At 74.0% G+C, this 19,106-nt stretch carries 21 protein-coding genes and 2 pseudogenes; 6 read left to right on the top strand and 17 right to left on the bottom strand.

Annotated features, from left to right (window positions below; translation table 11 throughout):
* Positions 1 to 279: 279 nt before the first annotated feature.
* The 3 genes and pseudogenes from F8274_RS32650 to F8274_RS15685 all read left to right on the top strand — a co-directional run.
* Positions 280 to 640: pseudogene (locus tag F8274_RS32650) on the top strand (site-specific integrase); the annotation flags it as partial.
* A 98-nt stretch (positions 641 to 738) separates the two neighbouring features.
* Positions 739 to 1,245: pseudogene (locus F8274_RS32645) on the top strand (tyrosine-type recombinase/integrase); the annotation flags it as partial.
* A gap of 134 nt (positions 1,246 to 1,379) precedes the next feature.
* Positions 1,380 to 2,561, top strand: a complete 1,182-nt coding sequence (locus F8274_RS15685) for an aminotransferase class V-fold PLP-dependent enzyme (RefSeq protein WP_151463133.1) — start codon at positions 1,380 to 1,382, stop codon at positions 2,559 to 2,561.
* Here F8274_RS15685 and F8274_RS15680 read toward each other — a convergent pair.
* Positions 2,495 to 3,181, bottom strand: coding sequence for a M23 family metallopeptidase (locus F8274_RS15680; protein WP_192579852.1), 687 nt, complete (start codon positions 3,179 to 3,181; stop codon positions 2,495 to 2,497). The genes F8274_RS15685 and F8274_RS15680 overlap by 67 nt on opposite strands.
* Before the next feature lie 143 nt (positions 3,182 to 3,324).
* Between F8274_RS15680 and F8274_RS15675 the strand changes: the two genes are divergently transcribed.
* Together F8274_RS15675 and F8274_RS15670 are read left to right on the top strand one after the other, a co-directional pair.
* A complete protein-coding gene (locus F8274_RS15675) occupies positions 3,325 to 3,975 on the top strand; it encodes a class I SAM-dependent methyltransferase (protein WP_151463131.1) in 651 nt (216 codons plus the stop codon).
* A gap of 20 nt (positions 3,976 to 3,995) precedes the next feature.
* Positions 3,996 to 5,102 (top strand): sulfite oxidase, encoded by a 1,107-nt coding sequence (locus tag F8274_RS15670; RefSeq protein ID WP_151463130.1) that lies wholly within the window; start codon positions 3,996 to 3,998, stop codon positions 5,100 to 5,102.
* A gap of 49 nt (positions 5,103 to 5,151) precedes the next feature.
* On the opposite strand, the gene F8274_RS15665 is transcribed toward F8274_RS15670, so the two are convergent.
* The 12 genes from F8274_RS15665 to proS form a co-directional block, all read right to left on the bottom strand.
* The gene (locus F8274_RS15665) at positions 5,152 to 5,475 is read right to left on the bottom strand and encodes a DUF2469 domain-containing protein (RefSeq protein ID WP_007075222.1); all 324 of its coding nucleotides are present in this window, start codon (positions 5,473 to 5,475) and stop codon (positions 5,152 to 5,154) included.
* Positions 5,472 to 6,332, bottom strand: coding sequence for a ribonuclease HII (locus F8274_RS15660; protein WP_151463129.1), 861 nt, complete (start codon positions 6,330 to 6,332; stop codon positions 5,472 to 5,474). Before F8274_RS15660 ends, F8274_RS15665 begins: the two co-directional genes overlap by 4 nt.
* Entirely contained in the window at positions 6,326 to 6,793 is a 468-nt protein-coding gene (locus F8274_RS15655; RefSeq protein ID WP_151463128.1) for an NUDIX hydrolase, read from the bottom strand. Before F8274_RS15655 ends, F8274_RS15660 begins: the two co-directional genes overlap by 7 nt.
* Before the next feature lie 87 nt (positions 6,794 to 6,880).
* A complete protein-coding gene (gene lepB, locus F8274_RS15650; RefSeq protein ID WP_151463127.1) occupies positions 6,881 to 7,513 on the bottom strand; it encodes a signal peptidase I in 633 nt (210 codons plus the stop codon).
* Complete coding sequence (lepB, locus tag F8274_RS15645; protein ID WP_151463126.1) at positions 7,510 to 8,388, bottom strand: signal peptidase I; 879 nt, start codon at positions 8,386 to 8,388, stop codon at positions 7,510 to 7,512. The genes lepB (F8274_RS15650) and lepB (F8274_RS15645) overlap by 4 nt, the downstream gene beginning before the upstream one ends.
* A gap of 193 nt (positions 8,389 to 8,581) precedes the next feature.
* Positions 8,582 to 8,941 (bottom strand): 50S ribosomal protein L19, encoded by a 360-nt coding sequence (gene rplS, locus F8274_RS15640; RefSeq protein WP_107077631.1) that lies wholly within the window; start codon positions 8,939 to 8,941, stop codon positions 8,582 to 8,584.
* A gap of 143 nt (positions 8,942 to 9,084) precedes the next feature.
* Positions 9,085 to 9,873 carry a tRNA (guanosine(37)-N1)-methyltransferase TrmD gene (gene trmD / locus F8274_RS15635; protein ID WP_151463125.1) on the bottom strand — a complete coding sequence of 263 codons (789 nt, stop codon included), beginning with the start codon at positions 9,871 to 9,873 and terminating at the stop codon, positions 9,085 to 9,087.
* Positions 9,874 to 9,889: 16 nt separating this feature from the next.
* On the bottom strand, positions 9,890 to 10,432 hold the full coding sequence (rimM, locus tag F8274_RS15630) for a ribosome maturation factor RimM (RefSeq protein ID WP_151463124.1): 543 nt from the start codon (positions 10,430 to 10,432) through the stop codon (positions 9,890 to 9,892).
* A complete protein-coding gene (locus F8274_RS15625; RefSeq protein ID WP_030500803.1) occupies positions 10,432 to 10,692 on the bottom strand; it encodes an RNA-binding protein in 261 nt (86 codons plus the stop codon). Before F8274_RS15625 ends, rimM begins: the two co-directional genes overlap by 1 nt.
* The gene (rpsP, locus tag F8274_RS15620; protein WP_151463123.1) at positions 10,667 to 11,152 is read right to left on the bottom strand and encodes a 30S ribosomal protein S16; all 486 of its coding nucleotides are present in this window, start codon (positions 11,150 to 11,152) and stop codon (positions 10,667 to 10,669) included. The genes F8274_RS15625 and rpsP overlap by 26 nt, the downstream gene beginning before the upstream one ends.
* Positions 11,153 to 11,395: 243 nt before the next feature.
* Positions 11,396 to 12,064 carry a DUF402 domain-containing protein gene (locus tag F8274_RS15615; RefSeq protein WP_151463122.1) on the bottom strand — a complete coding sequence of 223 codons (669 nt, stop codon included), beginning with the start codon at positions 12,062 to 12,064 and terminating at the stop codon, positions 11,396 to 11,398.
* 1 nt (position 12,065) lies between these two features.
* A complete protein-coding gene (proS, locus tag F8274_RS15610) occupies positions 12,066 to 13,472 on the bottom strand; it encodes a proline--tRNA ligase (protein ID WP_151463121.1) in 1,407 nt (468 codons plus the stop codon).
* 224 nt (positions 13,473 to 13,696) lie between these two features.
* Here proS and F8274_RS15605 point away from each other — a divergent pair, with 224 nt between their 5' ends.
* The gene (locus F8274_RS15605; RefSeq protein ID WP_225853815.1) at positions 13,697 to 14,269 is read left to right on the top strand and encodes a TetR/AcrR family transcriptional regulator; all 573 of its coding nucleotides are present in this window, start codon (positions 13,697 to 13,699) and stop codon (positions 14,267 to 14,269) included.
* Between the two features lie 50 nt (positions 14,270 to 14,319).
* Here F8274_RS15605 and F8274_RS15600 read toward each other — a convergent pair whose 3' ends face one another.
* The 4 genes from F8274_RS15600 to F8274_RS15585 form a co-directional block, all read right to left on the bottom strand.
* Positions 14,320 to 15,408, bottom strand: coding sequence for an amidohydrolase family protein (locus tag F8274_RS15600; protein WP_151463119.1), 1,089 nt, complete (start codon positions 15,406 to 15,408; stop codon positions 14,320 to 14,322).
* A 102-nt stretch (positions 15,409 to 15,510) separates the two neighbouring features.
* Positions 15,511 to 17,061 carry a signal recognition particle protein gene (gene ffh / locus F8274_RS15595; RefSeq protein WP_151463118.1) on the bottom strand — a complete coding sequence of 517 codons (1,551 nt, stop codon included), beginning with the start codon at positions 17,059 to 17,061 and terminating at the stop codon, positions 15,511 to 15,513.
* A gap of 219 nt (positions 17,062 to 17,280) precedes the next feature.
* Complete coding sequence (locus tag F8274_RS15590) at positions 17,281 to 17,937, bottom strand: response regulator transcription factor (RefSeq protein WP_151463117.1); 657 nt, start codon at positions 17,935 to 17,937, stop codon at positions 17,281 to 17,283.
* Positions 17,934 to 19,058 (bottom strand): sensor histidine kinase, encoded by a 1,125-nt coding sequence (locus F8274_RS15585; protein WP_151463116.1) that lies wholly within the window; start codon positions 19,056 to 19,058, stop codon positions 17,934 to 17,936. Before F8274_RS15585 ends, F8274_RS15590 begins: the two co-directional genes overlap by 4 nt.
* Between the last annotated feature and the right edge of the window lie 48 nt (positions 19,059 to 19,106).

The following is a 19,106-nucleotide window of genomic DNA, read 5'->3' as shown; positions in this document are numbered from 1 at the left end:
AACGACGGCCGGCCGGCACCCCTGTTCCGGCACTGAGCGGCGGCCGGCCGCCACCCGTCCACGCCCGTAGGCTGAACCGGTGTCCCCCGACCGCCCGTTCACCGCGCCGGGGCGCCCCGAGGCGCCACCGGGCCGGCCAGCAGGCCGTCGGCACGCAGGGCGGCCACCGTGCGCCGGACGTGCCGGCGGGCGTCCTCGGCGCCGACGGGTCAGCGGGAGTCCCCGGTGACTGACCAGCGGCGGGGCACGCGGGCGGCCCACGAGGCGCTCCCGGCACCGATGCGGGAGGCGGTGGACGACTTCGCCGACCACCTGGCCGGGGTGCGCAACCGTTCCGCGCACACCGTGCGGGCGTACGTGACGGATCTCGTCTCGCTGCTCGACCACGCGGTGCGGATGGGCTGCGCCGACCTGTCGGAGCTGGACCTGACCGTGCTGCGGAGCTGGCTGGCGAAGCAGCGGACGATGGGCGCGGCGCGGACGTCACTCGCCCGGCGGGCCGCCGCCGCCCGCACGTTCAGCGCCTGGGCGCACCGGGCCGGCCTGCTGGCCGGCGACGTGGCCGCGCCGCTGGCCAGTCCCAGGGCGCACCGCGAGCTGCCCATCGTCCTGCGGGCCGACCAGGCCGCCGCGCTGATGGACGCCCCGGACCGGAGCCGGACGACGGCCGACGTCGACGACGCCACACGGACCCGGGACGAGGACGACACCCGGACCGGGAGCGGGAACGACGAGCCCGACCCGGTGCTGCTGCGGGACCGGCTGCTGCTCGAACTGCTCTACGGCACCGGGGTGCGGATCAGCGAAGCCTGCGGCCTGGACGTCACCGACGTCGACCAGGCCCGCCGGGTGGTCCGCGTGCTCGGCAAGGGAGGGCGCGAACGCGCCGTGCCCTACGGGCTGCCCGCGCAGCGAGCCCTGGACGCGTGGCTGACCCAGGGCCGGCCGGCCCTGGCGGGGCGCCGCTCGGACAGCGCGCTGCTGCTAGGGGCCCGGGGCGGCCGGCTCAACCCCACCACGGCCCGCCGGATCGTCGGCGGGTACGCCGAGGCCGCCGGCCTGCCGCGGGTGACCCCGCACGGGCTGCGGCACTCGGCGGCCACCCACCTGCTGGAGGGCGGCGCGGACCTGCGCGCCGTGCAGGAGCTGTTGGGGCACTCCTCGCTGGCCAGCACGCAGATCTACACCCACGTGTCGGTGGAGCGGCTGCGGGCGGCGTACCGGCAGGCACACCCGCGAGCCTGACCGCGGCGGCCTGCGCTACCTGAAGCTGCCCGGCTGAGGGCTGGTGCGTGCGCCGGAGAGCGGCGGCCTCATGCCGAGCCGGAACCCGGGCGGAAGCGGCGGGCTGATGATCCACGGCGGGCTACGATCGCCCGATGACGGTTCCGCAGCCGCCCGAGCCGATCCCCGGGGCTCGGCTGCTCTTCTCTCTCGACCCGTCGGTCAGCCACCTCAACCACGGATCGTTCGGCGCCGTCCCGATCGCCGTGCAGCGCGCCCAGCAGCGCCTGCGTGACGAGATGGAGGCCAACCCGCTCCGCTTCTTCACCCAGGGTCTGGTGGACCGGATCGCCCACACCCGGCGGCACCTGGCCACCTTCCTCGGCGCGGATCCGGAGGGCACCGCCCTGGTCGGCAACGCCACCGCCGGCGCCGCCATCGTGCTCCAGTCGCTCGGGCTGGGTCCCGGCGACGAGGTGGTGACCACCGACCACGGGTACGGGGCGGTCGGCTTCTCGGTGGACCGGGAGTGCGCCCGGACCGGCGCGGTGTCGCGGATGCTGCCCGTGCCGCTGACCGCCACCGACGAGGAGGTGGTGGAGATCGTCCGGGCCGGGCTGCGTCCCGGGCGGACCAGGCTGCTGATCGTCGACGAGATCGCCTCGCCCACGGCCCGGCTGTTCCCGACGGCGGCGATCGTCGGGGTGGCCCGGGAGCACGGGGTGCCGGTGCTGGTCGACGCCGCGCACGCCCCGGGCATGCTGCCGACCACGGTGGCCTCGGTCGGCGCCGACTTCTGGGTGGGCAACCTGCACAAGTGGGCGTACGCGCCGCGCGGCACCGCCGCGTTGGTGGTGGCCGAGCGGTGGCGGGAGCGGATCCAACCGCTGGTCGTCTCCTGGGAGCAGGGCAGCGGGTTCCCCACCCGGGTGGAGTGGCAGGCGACCCTCGACTACACCGGCTGGCTGGCCGCCCCGGTCGGCCTGTTCACCCTGCGCAGCCTCGGCCTGGACCGGGTGCGGGCGCACAACGCGGCGCTGGCCGCGTACGGGCAACGGGTGGTCGGGGACGCGCTCGGGGTGGCGCCGGCCGATCTGCCGGAGCCCGGCGGACCGACGGTCGCCATGCGGCTGATCCCGCTGCCGCCGGGCCTCGCCACGACGATGGACGCGGCCCGGGACCTGCGGGCCCGGATCGCGGACCGGCTCTCGGTCGAGGTGTCGACGGCCGCCTGGAACGGACGTGGCTACCTGCGCCTGTGCGGCCAGGTCTACAACACCCCCGACGAGTACGACCGGCTGGCCGTCCGGCTGCCCACGCTGCTCGCCCAGGGCTGAGCGGCGGGCGCGGCGGGCGGCGGATCGAGCGGGAGCAGCCGGACGGGGCCGAGCCCGAGCAGGGCGAGCGGGTCCAGGTACTCCTCGCCCCGGCGCAGCCCCCAGTGCAGGCACGCCGCCGCGACGCAGCCAGGGTGCCCGGCGCTCAGCAGGCCGATCGGTGTGCCGGCGGCGACGCGGGCACCGGCCGCCGGGCCGGGGAGGACCGGCTCGTAGGTGGTGCGCAGCCCGTCGGCGTGCCCGACGGTGACCACCGGCCGCCCGGCCACCGTGCCGGCGAAGAGGACCACCCCGGCGCCCGCCGAGCGGACCTGGGCGTCCGGGGTGCCGGCCAGGTCCACGCCCCGGTGCCCGGGCAGCCAGGGCTCGGGCGGCGGGTCGAAGCGGCGCGTGACGCGCGGCGTGCCGGCCAGCGGCCAGCGGAACCGCCCCACGGGCGCGCCGGCCACGGACGCGCCGGGCGAGCCCGGTGGCCGCACGGCCACGGCCAGCGGAGACGACGGCGTCGGCGGCGGGGCGTTGGGCGCCACCCCGGCACCGGCCGGCGCCGGACGCGCCACCGGCAGGGCCGGGGCGACGAGCAGCACGATCACGAGGGCCGCGCCGGCCCGGCTCGACAGGATCCACACGCCACCGCACTCTGCCGGTCCCGCAGCACCCCCGCGACCACCCGGAGACCGCCACTGTGGACAGCGGCCCACCTGTGGACACACCCCCGCCCACGGGACCGGTCTGCTACCGGCGCGCCACCTATGCTGGCCGCGTGACGAAGGACTGGTACGCCTGGCACACCGACTACGACCAGCCCGATTCCTCCCTGTCCCGGCGGCTCGCCGAGGTGCGGGACCGCATCGCGGAGGCGCTGGACGGCGCGCCGCCCGGGCCGCTGCGGGCGATCAGCCTCTGCGCCGGGCAGGGGCGGGACCTCATCCCGGTGCTCGCCGGCCATCCGCGCGGCCGGGACGTGACGGCCCGCCTCGTGGAGCTGGACCCGCGCAACGCCGAGGTCGCCCGGCGGGCCGTCACCGAGGCGGGGCTGACCGGCGTGGAGGTGGTCGTCGGGGACGCGGCGTCGACCGACCGGTACGCCGACCTGGTGCCGGCGGACCTCGTCCTGGTGTGCGGCATCTTCGGCAACATCACCGACGCCGACATCCGGGCCACCGTGCGGCACTGCGCCTCGCTCTGCGCCACCGGCGGCACGGTGTTCTGGACCCGGCACCGCGGCGAACCGGACCTGGTGCCCACCATCTGCGACTGGTTCGCCGAGGAGGGCTTCACGCCGGTCGCGGTGAGCAGCCCGGCCGAGAGGGTCGGCGTCGGCGTGCACCGCTTCGGCGGCCGGCCCCGCCCGCTGGAGCCGGGCGCGACGATGTTCGAGTTCATCGGCTACGGCCGTCTCACCCACCACTGAACAGGCCGAGGAGCAGCGAGATGACCACCGTGGACGACGTGAGCCGGCCCTCCCGGGTCGCCGGACCGGACGAGGCGATCAGCGCCGAGGAACTCCAGTTGGCGGCGCGCAACCACGGCATCCCGCTGGAGGCGCTGCGCTACGACGTGACCCCGGCCGGGCTGCACTACCTGCTCATCCACTACGACATCCCGGACGTCGACCCGGCGGCGCACGCGCTGACCGTGGGTGGCGCGGTCGCGAGTCCGCTCCGCCTGGACCTGGCGGCCCTGCGGGAGCGGCCCCGGGTCACCCGCCGGGTGACGATGGAGTGCGCGGGGAACGGCCGGGCGCTGCTGCAGCCCCGCCCGGTGAGCCAGCCGTGGCTGGTGGAGGCGGTGGGCAACGCCGAGTGGACGGGCACCCCGCTGGCGCCGCTGCTGCGGGAGGCCGGGGTGGCGGCCGACGCGGTGGACGTGGTCTTCACCGGCGCGGACCACGGGGTGGAGCGCGGCGTCGAGCAGGACTACCAGCGCGCGCTGCCGGTGGCGGACGCGCTGCGCGAGGAGGTGCTGCTGGCGTACGAGATGAACGGCGCTCCCCTGCTCCCGCAGCACGGTGCGCCGCTGCGGCTGATCGTGCCCGGCTGGTACGGCATGGCGCACGTCAAGTGGCTGCGCGACATCCGGGTGCTGACCGAGCCGTTCGACGGCTACCAGAACGCCGTGGCGTACCGGCTGCGGCAGGACGCCGACGACCCCGGCGTGCCGGTGACCCGGATCGAGCCCCGCGCGCTGGTCCGCCCGCCGGGCTTCCCGGACTTCATGTCGCGCACCCGGGTGCTGCGGCCGGGCCCGTGCACGATGGACGGTCGGGCCTGGTCGGGGCACGCGCCCGTGACGGGCGTCGAGGTGACCTTCGACGGCGGTACGACGTGGGTGCCGGCGAGCCTGGACGAGCCCACCGGGGGCGAGTGGGCGTGGCGGCGGTGGCAGGTGTCGTGGCGGGCCACGCCGGGGCGGCACGTGCTGGGCGCCCGGGCGGTCGACGCCTCGGGGCGGACCCAGCCGGTCGAGCAGCCGTGGAACCGGGGCGGGTTCGCGAACAACCTGGTGCAGCGGGTCGAGGTGGTCGTGCTGGCGGAGTGATCCGCCTCGGGGCGGTCGGTCGGGCCTTCGGGCCCGCCGGCCGCCGCGGTCAGCCCCCGAATCCGGAATCTGCGGGAAGCGAGATGTCGGGCTTTTCGAGCTCTTCCACATTGACGTCCTTGAACGTCATCACGCGGACATTCTTGACGAAACGGGCGGGGCGGTACATGTCCCACACCCAGGCGTCGTGCATCTCGACCTCGAAGTAGACCTCGCCGTCCGAGTTACGCACGTGCAGGTCGACCTGGTTCGCCAGGTAGAAGCGGCGCTCGGTCTCCACCACGTAGGAGAATTGGCGGACAATGTCGCGGTACTCCCGGTAGAGCTGCAGCTCCATCTCGGTTTCGTACTTCTCGAGATCTTCCGCGCTCATCGCACTCCGCCTTCCATGACCACATCTTCCCCCACCGACGCCGGAGGTCGCGGCTGCTCGCCCAACGCCACGCCGACGGTACCCCCTGCCGCGTCGGAGCGCTCCATCGGCTCGTCCGGGCCGTCGTCGAACGCACCATCCGGGGCGCCGAAGAGCACCTCGTCCGGGCTGCCGGCAGCCGGCCGGCGGGAGCGGGGCGGCCGCCCGTCCCGTCCCGAGACGGTGGCCACGTTCACATACGAGAAGCGGTGTTCCCGGCAGGGCCCCCGCTCGCGCAGCGCGGCGCTGTGCTCGGGGGTGATGTAGCCCTTGTGCTCGGCGAAGCCGTAGCCCGGGTGCCGCTCGTCCAGGTCCACCATGATCCGGTCCCGGGTGACCTTGGCGAGCACGCTCGCCGCCGCCACGCAGGCGGCCACCCGGTCCCCCTTCCACACCGCCAGCCCGGGCACGTCCAGCCCGTCCACGCCGAAGCCGTCGGTCAGCACGTATTCCGGGCGGGTGGTCAGCGAGGCGAGCGCCCGGCGCATGGCGGCCAGGTTGCACACGTGCAGCCCGCGCGCGTCGACCTCCTCGGCGGGGATGATCACCACCGCGTACGCCAGGGCCCGCGCCACGACCTCCTCGTAGACCCGCTCCCGGGCCGCCGGGGTCAGCAGCTTCGAGTCGGCCAGCTCGTCGATCTCGCCGCGCCGCCCCTCCGGCAGGATCGCCGCGGCGGCCACCAGCGGCCCGGCACAGGCGCCCCGGCCGGCCTCGTCCGCGCCGGCCACGTGCCGGAAGCCGCGCCGTTGCAGCGCCCGCTCCAGCGCGTAGAGGCCGCCGTCGCGGCGTACCACGGTGCGCGGCGGGGTCAGCACGGCACACCCCCGGCGAGCGCGCGGGTGAGCCGGTCCGCCAGGTCCGGCGGGTAGTAGCGCTCGGTCGTGGCGGCCAGCTCGCCGGCCGACCACCAGCGGTGGCCGTGCACGCTGGCCCGCTCGACCTCGTCGAAGCCGGCCGTGTCGACCTCCCAGGTCGGCACCCGGACCAGGAAGAACTCCTGCTCCTGCCGGTACCAGACCCCGTCGAACGGGAACTCGACCGTCTCCGCCCACACCGGGGCGCCCAGCTCGGCCGGGGTGAGCCGCAGCCCGGTCTCCTCGGCCAGCTCGCGTGCCGCGCCCGCGGCCGGGGTCTCCCCCGGGTCGAGGCCGCCGCCCGGGGTGAACCAGTAGCGGTGGCCCGGCCGGGCCGGATCACTGCCCTCGAACAGCAGCACCCGGTCGGACGCGTCGACGAGCAGCACCCGGGCCGCGCGACGAGGGGTGTAGACGGTCACCGCACAAGCCTGCCAGACGCCTCCGACGAACGGCCACGCCCTCCGGCTCCCCGGGGCGGGCGTCGTTCACGGACTCGGGCCGACAGGTCAGGGATTGGGGATTCCGTCGAACTGGTCCGGCACGCTGAGCCAGGTCGCCCGGCCGACCGGCCAGAAGATCGTGAAGGCCCGCCCGATCACCTGGTCCTCCGGGATGGTGGCCTCGGTGATGTCCTCGCCGGACTGCTGCCAGTGCTCCAGCGAATCCCCGGACGCCTCCCGGTGGTCGCCCATCACCCAGAGCCGACCCTTCGGCACGGTGATGTCGAAATCCTGGTCGGCGGGCTTGTTGCCGGGGAAGATGAACGGCTCGTCGATCGGCTTGCCGTTGATGACCAGCCGCTCCTGTGGGCCGGTGCGGTCGCAGCAGATCACGTGGTCCCCGCCGACCCCGATCACCCGCTTGATGAAGTCCTCGCCCTGCGGGTTGCCGCTCCACTCGGTGGGCGCCTTGAAGACGATCACTTCGCCGCGGTGCGGCGAGCGGAAGTCGTACACCAGCTTGTTGACCAGCACCCGATCGTCGATCTTGAGGGTGTTCTCCATCGACGGCGAGGGGATGAAGAAGGTCTGCAGCACGAAGGCACGAACCAGCACTGCGACCAGGATCGCCACGCCCAGGAGGATGGGCAGCTCCTTCCAGAAGGAACTGCGCGGCTTCTCGGTCTGCTCGTCAATCACGGGTGGAGCCTACGTCCCCGCCCCTGGCGCAGTCGCCCCGAACGCGCGAGAACGGAGAGCGCGGCCGTGACCGGGAGGATCAGCACGACGCCGCCCACCGGGTCGGGGTCCACCGGGGCCGGCCCGGCCGGCGCGGCGTTCGGTGGGGGCAGGTCGTCGAAGGTCTCCGGGACCGGCAGGCTGGTCCACCGCTGGGACGGCCAGACGATCATGAAGGCACGGCCGACCACGTTGTCGATCGGCACCGGGCCCTGGCACCGGGCGTCCTGGGAGACCAGCCGGTGGTCGCCCATCACGAAGATCTGCCCCGGCGGCACGACGATCTCGGTGAACTGCCGGGAGCGGCACTCCTTCGGGTTCGGCGGAAGCTCGACCGGCGAGTCCTCGAAGACGTAGCCCTGCTCCTCCAACGGCACGCCGTTGACCACGACCCGGCCCTTGTCGCAGCACCAGACCTTGTCGCCGGGCACGCCGATGACCCGCTTGATGAAGTCCTTCTCGCCGGGGCGGCTGATCCCCACGAGGTCACCGAGGGTGCGGCCGACCTTGCCGGCGAAGTTGGTCGGCGGCGCGGGGGCCTCCTGGGCGACCCACCGGTCGGTGCCCCGGAACACGACCACCTCGCCGCGGACCGGGTCGCGGACGTCGTAGACGACCTTGTTGACCAGCACGCGGTCGCCGATGAGCAGGGTGTTCTCCATCGACCCGGAGGGGATGAAGAACGCCTGGAGCAGGAAGGTGCGGATCAGCACCGCGAGGCAGAAGGCGACGACGAGGAGCAGGGGCAGTTCCTGCCACAGCGGCATCTGCCGGCGGGTGCGCCGCCGCCGGCGCCACGGGTCGACGGTGCCGTCCTCGTCAAGCATCTGCACCATGCCACTCTCCGGTCCGCGGAAACGACACTACCGCCCGGGAGTCTCCTGGAGAGACCCCACGGGCGGTAGTGGACCGCTGTGACACCGCGTCGAGTGGACGCGGCGCGCCGTCCCCCGGCGCCCGTACGACCAGGGTAATGCGCTCCGGTCGATACGACATCCGCACAGGTCAGGCGGCGTGGCGAGGGGAAATTCAGCTCGCCGGCTGCTTCTCGCGCAGCTCCTTGATCTTGGCCTTCTTACCCCGCAGCTCACGCAGGTAGTAGAGCTTGGCGCGCCGCACGTCGCCGCGGGTCACGACCTCGATCCGGTCGAGGGCCGGGCTGTTCAGCGGGTAGGTGCGCTCCACACCCACACCGAAGCTGACCTTGCGGACCGAGAAGGTCTCGCGCAGACCGTCACCCTGGCGGCGGATGACGACGCCCTGGAAGATCTGGACCCGGGACCGGTTGCCCTCGACGACCCGCGCGTGCACCTTCACGGTGTCACCGGCGCGGAAGTCGGGCAGGTCAACGCGCTTCGACTGGGCGTCAAGGGCGTCCAGGATGTTCATCGCTGCGTCCTCGTGAGGCTCACGGCGCACCGTCAATCGATGCGCGGATGGGTGATTCTGACCCCCGGGTGGTGGCCGGCGACGCCGACCCCGGTCGAGGGTCCTCGCAGCCACCCACGGCGTGGGCGGATGCGGCAACCCCTCTACTTTGCCACATCACCCGCCCGGGGCTGAAATCCGCCCCGGTCCAACGCCGCCCGGTCCCGCTTGTCCAGGCTCTCCGGCGGCAGCGCGGAGATCATGTCGGGGCGGCGGGCCGCCGTCCGCAGCAGCGCCTCGTCGCGCCGCCAGCGGGCGATCTTCCCGTGGTCGCCGGAGCGGAGCACCTCGGGCACCTCGTGCCCGCGCCACTCCGCCGGCTTGGTGTACATCGGGGCTTCCAGCAGCCCGTGCGCGTGCGACTCCTCGTCGAGCGAGCCGGCGTTGCCGAGCACCCCGGGCAGCAGCCGGGTGACCGCCTCCAGGATGACCAGCACGGCCACCTCGCCGCCGAAGAGCACGTAGTCGCCCAGCGAGACCTCGGTCACCCGCATCCGGGCCGCCGCGTGGTCGAGCACCCGCTGGTCGATGCCCTCGTAGCGGCCGCAGGCGAACAGCAGGTGCGACTCGGCGGCCAGCTCGTGGGCCATGGCCTGGGTGAACGGGACGCCGGCCGGTGACGGGACGAGCAGCCGGGGCAGGGTGTGCCCGTCCGGGCTCAGCTCGTCGGGGGCCAGGGCGTCGAGGGCCTCACCCCACGGCTCCGGCCGCATCACCATGCCCGGGCCGCCGCCGTAGGGGGTGTCGTCGACCGTGCGGTGCACGTCGTGGGTCCAGGTCCGCAGATCGTGTACGGCCAGCCGCAGCGTGCCGCCCGCCCGCGCCTTTCCGATCAGCGACAGGTCCAGCGGGGCGAAGTACTCGGGGAAGATCGACACGATGTCGACGCGCATGAGGGGGTGACTCCAGTCAGAGGTCGAGCAGCCCGGCGGGCAGCTCCACCACCACACGTCCGCCGGCGACGTCGACCTCGGGCACGATCGCCTTGACGAACGGGATGAGCGCGGTGCGCCCCTCGGGGCGCCGCAGCACCAGCAGGTCGGAGGCGGGGGCGTGGTCGATGCGGGCCACCTCGCCCAGCCGCTCGCCGGCCGGGGTCACCACGGCCAGGCCGACCAGCTGGTGGTCGAGGAACTCCTCCGGGTCCTCCGGCGGAGCGACGTCGGCGCTGTCCACGCCGAGCAGGGTGCCGCGCAGCGCCTCGGCGACGTCGCGGTCCAGCACGCCCTCGAAGCTGACCAGCAACCGCCCCTGGTGCCAGCGGGCGGCCTCGATGGTCAACCCCTCCGGCACCCGGTAGGCGCCGGGCTCCGGGGACGCGACCGCCCCGGGTTCGGTGCGCAGCACCGTCCCCGGGGCGAATCGTGCTTCGGGCTCATCGGTCCGCACCTCCACGGTGACCTCACCGCGGATGCCGTGCGGCTTGCCGATCCGGCCGACGATGAGAAGCATCAGTACGAGTCGACGATGTCGACGCGCACCCCGCGCCCACCGATGGAGCCGATCACCTGGCGCAGCGCCTTGGCGGTCCGGCCGGACCGCCCGATCACCGTGCCGAGGTCCTCCGGGTGCACGCGGACCTCGAGCCGCTTGCCCCGACGGGAGTCGACCATGCGCACCCGGACGTCGTCCGGGTGGTCGACGATCCCCTTGACCAGGTGCTCCAGGGCCGGACGCAGCGCCATGTCAGGCCTGCTCGCCGGACTCGGCACCGGTCTGCTCCTCGGCCTTCGGCGCCTCGGCCTCGGCGGCCGGAGCGGCAGCCTTGGCCTCGGCGGCCGGAGCCGCAGCCTTGGCGGCCTTCTTGGCCGGGGCCGGGGTGTCCGCCACGCCGGCGGCGGCCTTCGCCTCGGCCTCGTACGCCGCCTTGCGGTCGGCCCGCTCCGGGGCGACCTTCAGCGGCGGCGGGGCCGGCAGGCCCTTGAACTTCTGCCAGTCACCGGTCAGCTCCAGCAGGCGCTGCACGGCCTCGCTCGGCTGCGCGCCGACCGACAGCCAGTACTGGACCCGCTCCGACTTGACCTCGATCACCGAAGGGTCTTCCTTCGGCTGGTACACACCGACGAACTCGATCGCGCGACCGTCACGCTTGGTGCGCGAGTCGGCGACGACGATGCGGTACTGCGGGTTGCGGATCTTGCCCATCCGCAGGAGCCGGATCTTTACGGCCACAGTTGTTTCGCTCCTGTTGCGATCTCACCGGCCCGGTGCGGGCGGTGTGGCGGGTGAGCGCCGACCGGCACAGTGGGGTTTGGGCCGGAGACTGCTCGGTGAACTGGCGACGCGCCCGGGTTAGAGGGCGCCGGACGCGCGCCGGATACCAGCGACCCATTCTGCCATGTCCGTCCCGGATCTCTCACACCGGACCCGGACAGCTCACCCGGGTCGCCCGCCTCGGTGACGAACGACACGGGATCAGCGGACCGGGGGGCGGTCCCAGTCGGGTGGTAGTTCGTCCGGTACGTCCCAGTCCGCGGGCGGGGTGAAGTCGCACCAGGTGCCGTCGAAGGGGAACTCGCCGGCCTCGGCGATCCGAATCACCCGCTCGCCCTCGGCCCGGACCGCCTTCTCGTCCGGCACCCAGTAGTGCTCCGGGAAGGCGAGGCGCTCGGCGAACTCGTCCTCGTCCTTCCATTCCCAGCTCAGGTCCGGGTGGACCACCACGTCCAGGTCCTGGTCGACCATGTCGACCCCCGCCACCGCGCCGTCGTCCCAGCGGACGCCGGGCTCCTCCAGGTTGACGTACCAGTTCGCGAACCGGCCCCGGTCGTCCCGGAACCACCAGACCGAATGGGCGGCGCCGGTGGGCAGGAACTTCAGCACCGGCGGCCCGTTCCAGCGGGCCTGGGCGAGCCGGTAGGACGAGGTGATCCACTCGGCGAACGGCATGGCCCGCATGCCCAGGCCCGCCTCGGTCACCTCGTGCGCCACCGGCGCGTCCCCGGCCACCCAGAGCACCAGCCCCCGGTCGTCGTCGAGGACCACGCGGGCCGACCGGACCCAACCGATCCGGCCGTGCCGCACGTTGCGGTGCAGGATCAGCCGACCCGGTGCGAACCGGTCGACCGGATCACCCGGACGCACCTCAGTAGGCGCGGGCCAGGACGGCCACCAGGTCGGGCTCGTCCTCCGAGTCCGGCACCGAGCCGTCGGCCCGCAGCAGGCACCGGACGGTGACGCCCTGGCCGTTCGCCGCGGCCTCGCCCTCGACGCCGACCGCCGACCACGGCACCGTGGCCCAGCCGGTGGCGGACGCCTCGATCGCCTCGGCCAGCGTGCCGACCTCGACGGTGTGGGACCGCCGGAACTCCAGCGCCTGGTCGTGCAGCGCCTGCTGGTCCGCGTCCAGCGCGGCGAGCACCGCGCCCACCACGTCGGCGACCGGGACCGGCGCCTTCGAGCCGTCCGTACGCCGGACCACCACCGCGTTGCCGGCGGCCAGGTCGCGGGGGCCGACCTCGACGCGCACCGGGTAGCCGCGCAGCTCGGCGTCGACCGCGCGGCGGCCGAACGCCGTGTCGGTCCGGTCGTCCAGCGCGACCCGGACCCCGGCGTCGCGCAGCGCGTCGCACAGCTTGTTCGCCGCCTCGGCGACGCCCTCGCCGTCCTTGACGATCATCACGTACGCCTGGACCGGCGCCAGCTTCGGCGGCACCCGCAGGCCGTTGTCGTCGCCGTGGCACATGATGAGGCCGCCGAGCATGCGGGTCGAGGTGCCCCACGAGGTGGTCCAGGCGTGCTCCCGGCCGCCCTCGGCGGAGGAGTAGCTGATGTCGAACGCCTTGGCGAAGTTCTGACCCAGCTCGTGGCTGGTGCCCAGCTGGAGCGCCTTGCCGTCGCCCATCATGCCTTCGCACGTGTAGGTGGCGGTCGCGCCGGCGAAGCGCTCGCGGGCGGTCTTCAGGCCGACCACCACGGGGATGCCGAGCACGTTGACCATCAGGTCCTCGTACGCCTCGTGCAGGATCCGGCGGGCGTAGGCCCGGGCGTCCTCGCGGGTCGCGTGCGCCGTGTGCCCCTCCTGCCAGAGGAACTCGCTGGTGCGCAGGAAGATGCGGGGGCGCAGCTCCCAGCGGACCACGTTCGCCCACTGGTTGAGCAGCAGCGGCAGGTCCCGGTAGGAGTCGATCCACTTGGCCATGAACTCACCGATCACCGTCTCGCTGGTGGGGCGGACCACCACCGGCTCGGCGAGCTGCTTGCCACCACCGTGGGTGACGACGGCCAGCTCCGGCGAGAAGCCCTCGACGTGCTCGGCCTCGCGCTTGAGGTAGCTCTCCGGGATGAAGAGCGGGAAGTACGCGTTCTCCGCGCCGGCCGCCTTGATCCGGGCGTCCATCTCGGCCTGCATCCGCTCCCAGATGGCGTAGCCCGCCGGTCGGATGACCATGGTGCCCCGCACCGGGCCGTTGTCGGCCAGCTTCGCCTTGGCGATCAGGTCCTGGTACCAGCGGGGGAAGTCCTCCGCACGGGGAGTGAGCACGCGTGCCATGACCGCACATCCTATGCGCCGGGCGGGCCGCCGCTGCGCCCGGGAGGCGGCGCGCGCCGTGTCGCGCCGCGCGACCGTAGACTTCGACGACGATGGGTGAGCTTCCAGACGACGGCTCCGGGTCACGGCGCGACGCCGGACGCGCCGCACCGGAGGTGTCGAACGACTGCTCGGGGTCGCCGCGCGGCGCCGGACGCGCCGAGCCGGAGGTGCCGGCGCAGCGGCTGCGGGACGCGATCGTGGACGCCGCCCGCGCGCAGACGATCGCCGCGGGCTGGGACGGCGTCCGGATGGGCGGGGTGGCACAGGCCGCCGGGGTGAGCCGGCAGACCGTCTACAACGAGTTCGGCAGCAAGGCCGGCCTGGCCGAGGCGCTCGCCCGGCGGGAGGTGGACCGCTTCGTCGGGGAGGTCCGCGCGGCCCTCGACGCGCACGGCGCGGACGTGCGGGCCGCCGCGTACGCGGCCATCCGGCACACCCTCGCCGCCGCCGCGGACAATCCGCTGGTCAAGGCGATCCTGACCAGTGCCCGGGGCGGCTCCGACGAGCTGCTGCCCTACCTGACCACCCGATCCGAACTGGTCCTGGCCGAGTCGTCCGCGGCCCTGCTGGAGTGGGCCGACCGGCACCTGCCGGCGGCTGACCCCGCGGCCCGCGCGTTCGCCGCCGACACCATCGTCCGCCTGGTGGTCAGCCACATCGTGCTCCCCCGGTCCCCGGTGGACGACACCGCGGACCAACTGGCCACCCTGGCCCTCCACCTGTTCCACAGCGCCGCCACCCACCCGGCGGGTTGATCAAGGAGTTTGCGTCAGGAACGGCCCGTCCCTCGACGCAAACTTCTTGATCAACGAGAAGTGGGGAGGACCCGGCCGCGGAGGATGATGCGGGACGGGGTGCGGACCACGCGCAGGTCGCGGCGGGGATCCTCGGGGTAGACGGTCAGGTCGGCCAGGCCGCCCTCCACCAGGCCGGGGAAGCCGAGCCACTCGCGGGCCCGCCAGGAGGCGGCGGCCAGCACGTCCTCGGCGGACATGCCGGCCTGCTCGTGCAGGAGCAGCATCTCCTCGGCGGCCAGCCCGTGGTTGATGCCGCCGCCCGCGTCGGTGCCCACGTAGATCGGCACCCCCGCCTCGTGCGCGGCACGGACCACCTCGGGGAACCGGTCGCGCAGCGCGAGCATGTGGTCGGCGTACCCGGAGAACTTCGCGCGGGCCTGCTCGGCGATGTGGCCGAAGGTACGGATGTTGATCATCGTGGGGACCAGCGCGGTGCCCTGCCGGGCCATCAGGTCGACGAGGTCGAGGCTCAACCCGGTGCCGTGCTCCACCGAGTCCACCCCGGCCCGCACCATGATCTCGACGGCCGACTCGGAGAAGGTGTGCACGGCCGCGCGTACCCCGGCGGCGTGCGCGGCGGCGACCGCGGCGGTCATCGTGTCGGCGTCCCAGGCCGGCGCCAGGTCACCGACCCCGCGGTCGATCCAGTCGCCGACCAGCTTGACCCAGCCGTTGCCGGCGGCGGCCTGCGCGGCCACCGTCGCGGCCACCTCGGCCGCGCCGACCTCCACCCCGATGTCGCGCAGGTAGCGCTTCGGCGGCGCGACGTGCCGGCCGGCGCGGGCCAGTCGCGGCAGGTCCGGCTCGTCGTCGAGTTCCGGGTACGGGTACGGCGAGCCGGCGTCGCGGATGGCCAGCACGCCGGCGTCCCGGTCGGTGCGGGCCAGCTCGCGGGCCTGGTCGAGGGAGGTGATCGGGGCGCCGCCGCGGGCGATGCCGATGTGGCAGTGGGCGTCGGTCAGGCCGGGCAGCACGAAACCGCCGTCGACGACCGTCTCGGCGCCGGGCACCGGTTCGAAGGTGACCCGGTCGCCGACCAGCCAGACGTCCCGGACCTCGTCGTCCGGCAGGAGCACACCGCGCACATGCAGAGCCATGTGCACAGTCCTACCCGATCACGTCCGCGAGCGTGTTACGAGCCCGCCACCGCACGGCGACGGCCCCGCCCCGGAGTTGGGGACGGGGCCGCCGGCACGGGGTCAGCGGGGGCGGTTGTCGCCCTTGCCGAGCTTGTTGAAGTCGATCTTCGGCAGCTTGAAGCCCGGCGGCAGGCCCTGACCGGCGGCCAGGTCGCCCGGGTCGAGGCCCGGGGGGAGCTGCGGCATGCCGCCCGGGAAGCCGCCCGGCACCCCGGCGCCGGTGCGCGGCCGCCCGCCGCCCTTGGTGCCCTTGCGCTTGTTCTTGGGCGACTTGGTCGCCTTGCGCCGGCCGCCACCGGGCAGGCCCATCATGCCGCCCATCTGCTTCATCATCTTCTGCGCGTCGGCAAAGCGGTTGAGCAGCTGGTTGACGTCCATCACGGTGACCCCGGAGCCGCTGGCGATGCGGGCCCGGCGGGAGCCGTTGATGATCTTCGGGGTGGTGCGCTCGGCCGGGGTCATCGACCGGATGATCGCGGTGACCCGGTCGAAGTGCTTGTCGTCCAGCTCGGCGAGCTGGTCCTTCATCTGCCCCATGCCGGGCATCATGGCCAGCACGTTGGCGATCGGGCCCATCCGCCGCACGGCGATGAGCTGGTCGAGGAAGTCCTCCAGGGTGAACTGCTCGCCGCCCATCAGCTTGGCGGTCATCTTCTCCTTCTGATCGGCGTCGAAGGCCTGCTCGGCCTGCTCGATCAGAGTGAGGACGTCGCCCATGCCGAGGATCCGGCTGGCCATCCGGTCGGGGTGGAAGACGTCGAAGTCCTCCAGCTTCTCGCCGGTGGAGGCGAACAGGATCGGCTGCCCGGTGACCTCCCGGACCGACAGCGCGGCGCCACCGCGGGCGTCGCCGTCGAGCTTGGAGAGGACCACGCCGGAGATGCCGACGCCGTCCCGGAACGCCTCGGCCGTGCGGACCGCGTCCTGGCCGACCATCGCGTCGATGACGAAGATGACCTCGTCGGGCTGGACCGCGTCGCGGATGTCGGCGGCCTGCTGCATCATCTCGGCGTCGATGCCGAGCCGGCCGGCCGTGTCGACGATGACGATGTCCCGGGCGGCCCGCCGGGCGTGCTCGATCGAGTCGCGCGCGACCTGCACCGGGTTGCCGACGCCGTTGCCGGGCTCCGGGGCGTACACCTCGACGCCGGCCCGGCCACCGAGCACCTGGAGCTGCCCGACGGCGTTGGGACGCTGGAGGTCGGCGGCGACCAGCAGCGGCTGGTGGCCCTGGGCCTTGAGCCAGCGGGCCAGCTTGCCGGCGAGGGTGGTCTTACCGGAGCCCTGCAGACCGGCCAGCATGATCACGGTCGGCGGGTGCTTGGCGAACTGGAGCCGCCGCCCCTCGCCGCCGAGGACGTTGATCAGCTCCTCGTTGACGATCTTGATGATCTGCTGGGCCGGGTTGAGCGCCTGGGAGACCTCGGCGCTGCGTGCCCGCTCCTTGACGTTCGCGATGAAGCCCTTGACGACCGGCAGGGCGACGTCGGCCTCCAGCAGCGCCATGCGGATCTCGCGCGCGGTGGCGTCGATGTCGGCGTCGGTGAGCCGACCCTTGCCGCGGAGCTTGGTGAAGATCCCGGACAGGCGGTCACTCAAGGTGTCAAACACGCGAACATCCCGTTTGTCGTTTTCGGCGGGCACAGGCGGCCGGGCAGGTGTCCAGCCCACCGCTAGGGTAGCCCGCCGCCCACACCCGCGCTCCGCCCCGGCCACGCCACCCACCCGTCGCCCGTCGCCCGCCGCCGCCGGTCGCCGCCGGAGATCTTGGACGGAAATGGCCCTCAGGGGGGCCGTTTAATACCAAGATCGTGCGAAGTTCAGCAGCGGTCAGGAGGCGACCAGGCCGGACTGGTACGCGAAGACCACCAGCTGCGCCCGGTCCCGGGCGCCCAGCTTGACCATGGCTCGGCTCACGTGGGTCCGCGCGGTCGCCGGGCTGACCACCAGCCGCTCGGCGATCTCGACGTTGCTCAGCCCCTCGCCGACCAGGCCCACCACCTCGCGTTCCCGGTCGGTGAGAGCGTCGAGCCGGGGGTGCGGGCGGGGCACCCGGGCCGGCCGGGTGGCGAACTCCCGGACCACCCGCCGGGTCACCGACGGGGAGAGCAGCGCCTCCCCCTCGGCGACCAGCCGGATGGCCCGCAGCAACTCGGCCGGGCGGGTGTCCTTGGTGAGGAAGCCGCTGGCGCCGTGCCGGAGCGCGTCGAAGACGTACTCGTCCAGCTCGAAGGTGGTCAGCACGACCACCCGGGTGCCGGCCAGCGCCGGGTCGGCGACGATCCGGCGGGTCGCCTCGATGCCGTCGACGCCGGGCATCCGGACGTCCATGAGCACCACGTCGGGGCGTTCCCGGCGGGCCGCCTCGACGGCGGCGAGCCCGTCGGCGGCCTCCCCGACCACGGTGAGGTCGTCCTCGCTCTCCACCAGGGCACGCAGCCCGATCCGGACCAGGTCCTGGTCGTCGGCGAGCAACACACGGATCATGCGACCTCCTCCACGGGCAGTGTGGCGGACACCCGGAAGCCGCCGGCGGAGGCGGGGCCGGCGGCGAACGAGCCACCCAGCGCGGTGACCCGCTCCCGCATGCCGGCCAGCCCGTAGCCCGGGCGGTCCGCCGGGGCGGCCGCGCCGCGGCCGGTGTCGGTGACCGCCACGGCGACCTCGGTCGGCGCGTACCGGATCCGGACGGTGGCCGTGGCCGGTCCGGCGTGCCGCAGCACGTTGGTCAGCGCCTCCTGCACCACCCGGTAGGCGGCCAGGTCCACCGCGACCGGGAGCGGGCGGGGCGCCCCGTCCACCTCGACGGTGACCGGGAGCCCCGCGCCGGCCAGCCGCTCGCGCAACTGCGGGAGCTGGGCCAGCCCGGGCGCGGGGGCGCGCTCGTCGGCGGCCTCGTCGCGGCGGACCACGGTCAGCGTCACCCGCAGCTCGTCGAGCGCCTCCTTGCTGGTGCGGCTGATCGCGGTGAGCGCCGCCTCGGCCTGCTCGGGCTTGCGGGCCAGCAGGTGCAGGGCGATCTCGGCCTGGAGGTGGATGGCGGCGAGCCCGTGGCCGACCACGTCGTGCACCTCCCGGGCCACCCGCAGCCGCTCGGCGTCGGCCAGCCGGCGCGCCTCGTCGGTGCGGCTGCGCGCCGCGTTCTCCCGGCCCAGCCGCACGGTGACCCCCACCGCGAACGGCACCACCACCCAGGCGGCGGCCGGCATCAGCCCGACCACGCCGGGCGGGCGCACCCCGACGAAGACGTGCGTGAGCAGCGCGAGCAGCGCCACCCCGTTGGCCACCGCCGCGACCCGCACCGGCCGGTACGCGGCCACCGTGTAGACCGCGACGAAGAACGACAGCAGGATCGGCCCGTACGGGTAGCCGAGCGCCAGGTAGGCGGTGCTCGCCGCGGTGACCACCGCGAGGGTGGCCAGCGGCCAGCGCCGGCGGACGACCACCGCGAGCGCGGCCACCACGACCAGCGGGTAGGTGACGCGGCCGGTGTCCACGCCCTGGTTGAGGCCGGCCGGCGCGGTGCCGGCCAGCCCGATCACCAGCAGGGCCAGGGCGACGAGGCCGTCCAGGATCCGGGGCCCCCAGTCGCCACGCTCGCGCTCCACGTCCCCTCCCCCGCCCCGTGTCAGCCGATGTCCCGGCGGCGCAACAGC

Origin of the sequence: Micromonospora sp. AMSO31t, from assembly GCF_008868175.1 — a bacterium.
GTDB lineage: Bacteria > Actinomycetota > Actinomycetes > Mycobacteriales > Micromonosporaceae > Micromonospora.
This window is presented reverse-complemented; position numbering and strand designations above follow the sequence as displayed.